The sequence below is a fragment of the Variovorax sp. P1_H12_2 genome (genome assembly GCF_056405335.1).
Window position 1 is genome coordinate 1 of the sequence record NZ_JBFUCI010000391.1, and the last position, 6171, is coordinate 6171.

Sequence of the window (6171 nt, forward strand, 5' to 3'; positions counted from 1 at the left end):
CCGTCTATCAGCCGCTCGGGCCGACCGGCGGCTATCGCGACACGAGGCTGAGCGACAACCGGTACTTCGTCGAGTTCTCCGGTAACGGGAATACCTCCAAGGAAGCGGTCTGGAACTATTGGATCTATCGGTGCGCCGATCTGACGCAGCAGAAGGGCTTCGCCTATTTCACCGTCTTGCCCAAGGCCAAGACAAGCGCTGCCGACGATGACGCGTCTTCCCTACGGATGGCTCGCGATGACTCGGCGGACGGGAAGCTCATCGAACTGAAGGGAGGCGGCGGCTACGTCTACATCCCGAGCTATGGCGGCGGCCAGATCACGACGTGGCGCAGCAGCGCGACGATCGCAATGTTCAAGTCGCTCGATGAGCCCGACGCAGCGTATTCACTCAAGGCCAGCGTGGTGCTCGATTCGTTGAAGAGCTTCATCGCCACCCAGGGCCGCGAACGCACGATCGCCTCGGAAGACCTCATCCGGCGCGCCATGGCGACATCGATCCCAGCCTCGGACTCGACTTCGGCGGTACCGTGGTCGGGCGGCGCGGGCGGGCGCGTCGAGATGAAAGACCTCGGCCCGCTCCTTCCCCAATAGAACGAGATACCCCATGAGACCCGCTTTCAGCGCCTTGGCGGTTGCCGCAGTCCTCACGACGGCGCTGCCGACGCTCGCCACGGCAAGTACGCCCGAGGAGATCTTTCGCGATGCATCGCCCAGCATCTGGGTTGTGCTTGCGAAGGGCGCCGATAGCCGCGTGGTGGCCACCGGTAGCGGCGTGGTCGTCGCCGCCGGCCGCGTCGTCACAAACTGCCACGTGCTGCGTGGTGCCGTCTCGATCACATTGCGGCAAGAGCGCAGGGAGATGGAGGCGAAGCTGGAGTTTCCGGATGCAGCGCGCGATCTCTGTCAGCTCAAGACCGACGGTCTGCCTTCGCCTGCGGTCCCGATTCAGATCGCGCCCACTTCGGTTCTTCGCGTCGGACAGAAGGTGTACGCGATCGGCGCGCCGCAGGGGCTCGAGCAGTCGCTCAGCGACGGACTGGTCTCGGCACTGCGGCGCGACAGTGCCGGCGAGATCGAGTTTATCCAGATGAGCGCCCCTATTTCGCCGGGGTCCAGCGGCGGAGGTCTCTTCGACGAACAAGGACGGCTCATCGGCATTACCACCGCGGGGATCTCCGGCACGGCGCAAAACCTCAACTTCGCGCGACCCGCGCAATGGATCGGCGAGATTCCGACACGCGGCGCGCAGGCGCTGGCGGAGTACAAGCGATCCGGCAGGCCTGCACCGCAGGCAACAGCGGTGACGACCACACCGGCTTCCATGTCGGTCACGCCGCCGGCGACGGCCGCCAGCACGAGTTACCAAGCTCGGCCTTCCACGCCTTCGACGGGCACCGGCAGGGATGCCTACAACGCCGAGCGCCTCGCCAGATCGACGTCCTGCAATGCCGAGCCGCGTGCGGCCCTCGTCGCGAAGGGCGCCGGCTTTGAAACCTACTCCATCCCGTGCACCAACGGCGATGCGCTCGCGGTGCGCTGCGAGTTCGGCAACTGCCGCGAGCTCAAATGAAGCCAACCGGCGCTGTCGTGATCGCATGCGCGTTGGCCTGGGCCTTACCTTTCTCGTTCGCCGTGGCACAGCATGCGAACGAAACCGGCCGCTATTCCGAGGCGGAACTGCGTGCCGAATACGCCCGAATCGGTGAACGCTGGTCGGCTGCCCACCAGGGTGAGTTCGAATACAACGTGCGGCACGTTCTCGTGAAAGCGCGTGCGCAGGCCGACATCGCGCTGGCCCGCATCCGGAGCGGCGAAGCATTCGCACAGGTCGCCAAGGACATGTCCATCGACGAAGGCTCCGTCGACAAAGGCGGCGAACTCGGCTGGAACCTCAGCGGCAACTTCGTCGACGAATTTGCCGACGCCATGCGCAAACTGGGCCCGGCAGGCATGGTCGAAGCGCCGGTGCAGTCGCCTTTCGGTTGGCACGTCATCGAAGTGCGCGACATGCGTTCACCGACGATGCCGACCTTCGAAGCGTCACGCGCCCAACTCGAGCTTCGCCTGCGTGCGGCGAACGGTCGTTAGGAACAATAGATGATCGACACCACCCTTCGCCCGATTGGAGCGCCCTCCCCGCTTCTTCGAACCGTCTGCGCGGCCAGCACCGCCGCATTCGTTGTCTTCGGCCTTGGCGGGTGCGTCGCGCCTCCGCGCGCCTCAACGTCGTCGGCGAGCCAGGGCGCACCGTTCACCGCCGCGGTCTGGCCTGCGCAGGGTCCGATCGTTGGCCGCTTCGACGGCGATCGCAACCGGGGCATCGACATCGCGGGCGAGGACGGATCGCCGGTCGTCGCCGTTGCGCCGGGTCGTGTCGTCTATGCCGGGTCGAAGCTCAGAGGCTACGGCAACCTGATCATCGTCAAACACAACGACGAGTACCTCACCGCGTATGCGCACAACCACCAGATCCTGGTGCAGGAGAACGACGTCGTTCTCGCCGGGCAGCAAATCGCCGAAATGGGGCGTTCCGAAGCGCGCACGACCATGCTTCACTTCGAAGTGCGACGCTCGGGCAAGCCCGTCGATCCCGAGATGTACCTCGTGGGTTCCGCGGGCGACACGGCCGGCGCAAGCGGTGCGGCCTCGGTATCGCCGTCACGGCCACAGCCATACTCCGGGCGCGTAGACATGAACGACCTCAAGAGCCTGATGACGGCGGAATAGCGACGTTCGACCCCACTCCGCCGGCTGCGATGAGGAGTCAATGAACATCTCGTCGACATCGGCTCCCCTCAGCCAGATCCCCGTCACGAGTTCTTTCGAAGGCAGCGCCCGAGGTGCGTAGTGCGCGCCACGGCCCTACAGGGCGAAGCCATGGGCAACTGGGCAACGACCGGCGCGCGCGTCCGCGTGGAATTCCAACTCGATCAGACCGATCGCGTCGCTTCTGGATCGTGCGCGCGCCGCGAACGTCCGCTATCCCGCGAATTCTGTGGTGCGGCCGACCGACTGCTGTTGGCCGGGTTCTGCCGGATGACGCTGGTTCACGGAACCACTCGAATCTGGATAGGTGTCCCGTCAGGAAGGCCAGAGAGAGGTGTCGGGAAAAGTCCGCCAGGAACGCGAGCGCCTCATCGCAGCCACCGGCCATCAACGGAAAATTTGTACCCGCCAATTTGTCCACAACGGCCTTGTGGTGGAGATCGACCTCGGGGGTCTGCTTGTGGCCGCTTCTTGGCGTAGCGAAGCGCTGCTCCAGGCAACGCCTACTCTTCAGAGCCACACCCTGGACGTTCAGATTTCGAAGTCGGCCCAAACAGCGTGGTGGTCCGACGCTTCCGTCGCCTTGCTTACAACGGTATCAAACGGCTCCCACGTATGCGGATGGTATGAGCCTCGCCGCTCGATGCCGGTATTTTTTAGCCCGGTTGCCAACTTCTTGGACATGATGAGGTAGTCAATCTTGTTGCCGGCGGTGCCTGTGTCGTAGGTTCCAGGTCGGTCAGTTGGGTACGACGAGTGTGATTGAACGTCCTTGAACTCGCCGACCCACAGTGGCTTGAGTGCCTCGCTATCCGGCGTGTCGTTCAGGTCGCCGCCGACGAGTACGTAGGGGCTGATGGTCCCCACGGCATTCTTGGCAATAGAGAATGCCCCCTCCGCTTGCGCGCGCCGGCGAGCTTGGGCGGCATCGTCGTCGCCTCCTCGCTTCGACTTGAAATGATTGGGAATGATGACGATGTCCTTCGCATTCGGAAGCTGGACGACGTACTCGGGGCAATCTCGGGAGAAGGTCTTCGTCCCGCCGGCGTTCCGGTCATCCACGTGAGAGCGAACTCCCCCTATCGGGTAGCGACTCATGATGCCGACATCGATGCCTCGTTCGTCGTTGCCGTCCAAGAGCATGACATGCGGGTACTGCTTCTTGAAAATGGCGCCGAGAATCTGGTCGTTGAATCTGTTCAGCGTCGGCCGGCTTTCGGCCTCTACGCAAATCTGGATGTCAGCATCCACCTCGGAGATGACCCTCGCCGTATTGAGCGTGGCCTCCCAGGTGATGTCGTCACGTCGTAGCTCAAACCACCCCGTCCAGTCAGCGGCGCCATTTGCTACGACCTTTACTACGCCTTCCCTCGTACCGAACAACTGCCCGCGAACTTTGTTCAGCTGCACCAAGGCATTCTTAGGCGCGTTCAAAGCGGAAAACTTGTAGGTCTTGTCTAGCTCGAGCAAACGGGCCTTGTCCGCATCGGTGTATACCTCCTTGCGGATGATTGCATTCAGCTCGGCGTCATGGTTGATGGCTGCCTGTCCTGCCACCCCGGACTCCGAGTCCATGGCGGCCGGACGAGTAAACAAATTCTCAAGATTGAACGTTGCCACGCGCAGCTTCATGGTGCCCTCGTTCCTGGTTTGACTGTTTCGCGCCATTTTGTCGAGGCAGTCATAAAGCGCAAGAGGGGGCCTACGTGTATCCGAGTTGGCCACACACTCGCCGCGGCTGAAGTCTCCACAAAACTATGGAGGCGGCCGAATTCTGCAGCAGCGCTGACGGTCCGCAAGTGGCCGCATCCTGCCGGTCATGCGGCCGCTACATGCGGCGCTCAGGCGCCATGCTTAAACTCCTTACGCATCAAGGCATTCTCAAGGGTCACGCCCCGAAGGACTGGAAATCAAAGAAATGGTCGACGTAACCGTCCGGCTGAACGTCCCCATAGCCGACGATCTCGTTGTCAAGCTCAACGACGAAGGGTCGGATTCCTTGAACATGATTTGCCCACAGGTCCACGTCAAGGTCTGCCGGAGCCCATGCCTCGACTTGCTCAGGCGAGTAGTCGCGGGATGCGACCCCATGGATGGCCGTGAAATACACACGGAACAACGCAGCTTCATCACCAAGCCTGAACCGACGAATTTCCGACCGAGCTCGCCCGACCTCACTTCCTCCTGTGGCGCTTCGATGATGGTCCAGGCTGTCATAGCGGCTCAAGGAGTTGCGGGGCGCCGATTCTGCCTGGTCCTCCGACAGTCGGCTCTTGGCYCGCATCCTGCCACAGCAGCTGTTGCGACCGCTGGGTCAGGCCGGGCTACACATTGCTGAGAATGAAATCTCATCAAAAATGTGGAGGGGGCGGCTCAAGGTCGGCTATCGGGCAAATTGAGCGCGGGCGGCGAATGACGGGTTCTGGCCGTACTCAGCCAGCTCTCTCAAGGGGCAGCCGTGATGGTGTTTGTCGTGGAGGAAGCTTCTATGGTTTCATTTGCCCGTGGCTACGCCAATGGGGCTCGTGCTTGGGAGGTCGTGCACGACGCGAACGTGCCCCGGCGCGAAGACCTCGACCGGGCGCCCGAACGCCCTGGGCGTGGCGACGGCGAACCAGGCGCTGAGCCTGGTGATGGGAGCGTGCCGGCGTCGAGAGACACGTCGATACGCCTTCGACGCAGGAGGACGTAGGGACAAATCGACACCAATGATGTAGATTGTTCGACCTTCTCCAGGAGACCCGCAAATGGCCGATCTGTTGTCCATGCTGATGGACCTGTTCTCCGCGGAGGAACCGCCGGAGGTGCTGGGCCGCCGTATGCAGCAGAGCCTGCAGGTGATCCTGGCGGGCCTCGACGGACGCGAGACCTTGTCGGAATCAGACACCGAGACATTGCGGCGCGAACTGCGCATGCTCCTGAAGCTCGAAGGCATCCAGATCGCGGCCGCCGAGATCGACAAGGCCGAGCAGGTGTTGCAGTACATGCTGCGACCGAACATCGAGGAATGCCTCAACCTGTGGTTCGGCAAGTCCGAGCAGACCGACCAGGAGATCTGGACCCGCTTCGGCGCCGACGTCGCGCTGGCTGCCAAAGGCCACTACGACCACTGGGCACTCGACGTCGACCACCCGCGCCTGCTGGTGGCGCTGGTCATCATCCTTGACCAGTTCCCGCGCAACATGTACCGCGACACCCCGCAGATGTACGACTGCGATGCGCGTTGCCGCGACCTCGTGAAGCGCGGCCTGCGCGTAGGCGTGGCCGAACGGCTGCGCCCGGTCGAAAGGGTCTTCCTGTGCCTGGTGCTGACCCACTCCGAGGCGCTCGACGACCAGCACCTGTGCATGGAGGAATGGGGGCGTGCGATGATTGAACTGGCGCCCGACGACCCGCTCAACGC

The 6171-nt window shown here is 62.9% G+C and carries 7 protein-coding genes; 5 read left to right on the forward strand and 2 right to left on the reverse strand.

Going from position 1 to position 6171, the window contains the following annotated elements; genetic code table 11:
* The 4 genes from AC1D2K_RS28000 to AC1D2K_RS28015 form a co-directional block, all read left to right on the forward strand.
* Positions 1-593: CC0125/CC1285 family lipoprotein (locus AC1D2K_RS28000; protein WP_478092797.1), on the forward strand; the 593-nt coding region annotated here is incomplete at its 5' end.
* A 13-nt stretch (positions 594-606) separates the two neighbouring features.
* Positions 607-1572: a S1C family serine protease gene (locus AC1D2K_RS28005; RefSeq protein ID WP_478092798.1), complete on the forward strand. Its 966-nt coding sequence runs from the start codon at positions 607-609 to the stop codon at positions 1570-1572.
* The gene (locus AC1D2K_RS28010; RefSeq protein WP_478092800.1) at positions 1569-2090 is read left to right on the forward strand and encodes a peptidylprolyl isomerase; all 522 of its coding nucleotides are present in this window, start codon (positions 1569-1571) and stop codon (positions 2088-2090) included. Before AC1D2K_RS28005 ends, AC1D2K_RS28010 begins: the two co-directional genes overlap by 4 nt.
* A 9-nt stretch (positions 2091-2099) precedes the next feature.
* Positions 2100-2729, forward strand: coding sequence for a murein hydrolase activator EnvC family protein (locus AC1D2K_RS28015; RefSeq protein ID WP_478092801.1), 630 nt, complete (start codon positions 2100-2102; stop codon positions 2727-2729).
* 570 nt (positions 2730-3299) lie between these two features.
* Here the strand turns inward: AC1D2K_RS28015 and AC1D2K_RS28020 are convergent.
* On the reverse strand, positions 3300-4400 hold the full coding sequence (locus tag AC1D2K_RS28020; protein ID WP_478092802.1) for an endonuclease/exonuclease/phosphatase family protein: 1101 nt from the start codon (positions 4398-4400) through the stop codon (positions 3300-3302).
* A gap of 256 nt (positions 4401-4656) precedes the next feature.
* Entirely contained in the window at positions 4657-4995 is a 339-nt protein-coding gene (locus AC1D2K_RS28025) for a GNAT family protein (RefSeq protein WP_478092804.1), read from the reverse strand.
* A 520-nt stretch (positions 4996-5515) separates the two neighbouring features.
* Here AC1D2K_RS28025 and AC1D2K_RS28030 point away from each other — a divergent pair.
* The coding region (locus tag AC1D2K_RS28030; protein ID WP_478092806.1) for a DUF924 family protein at positions 5516-6171 on the forward strand (656 nt) is incomplete at its 3' end.

Coding starts and splice junctions, on each gene's coding strand:
- AC1D2K_RS28015 (WP_478092801.1), top strand. CDS start 2,100: ATGATCGACACCACCCTTCGCCCGATTGGAGCGCCCTCCCCGCTTCTT.
- AC1D2K_RS28020 (WP_478092802.1), bottom strand. CDS start 4,400: ATGAAGCTGCGCGTGGCAACGTTCAATCTTGAGAATTTGTTTACTCGT.
- AC1D2K_RS28005 (WP_478092798.1), top strand. CDS start 607: ATGAGACCCGCTTTCAGCGCCTTGGCGGTTGCCGCAGTCCTCACGACG.
- AC1D2K_RS28010 (WP_478092800.1), top strand. CDS start 1,569: ATGAAGCCAACCGGCGCTGTCGTGATCGCATGCGCGTTGGCCTGGGCC.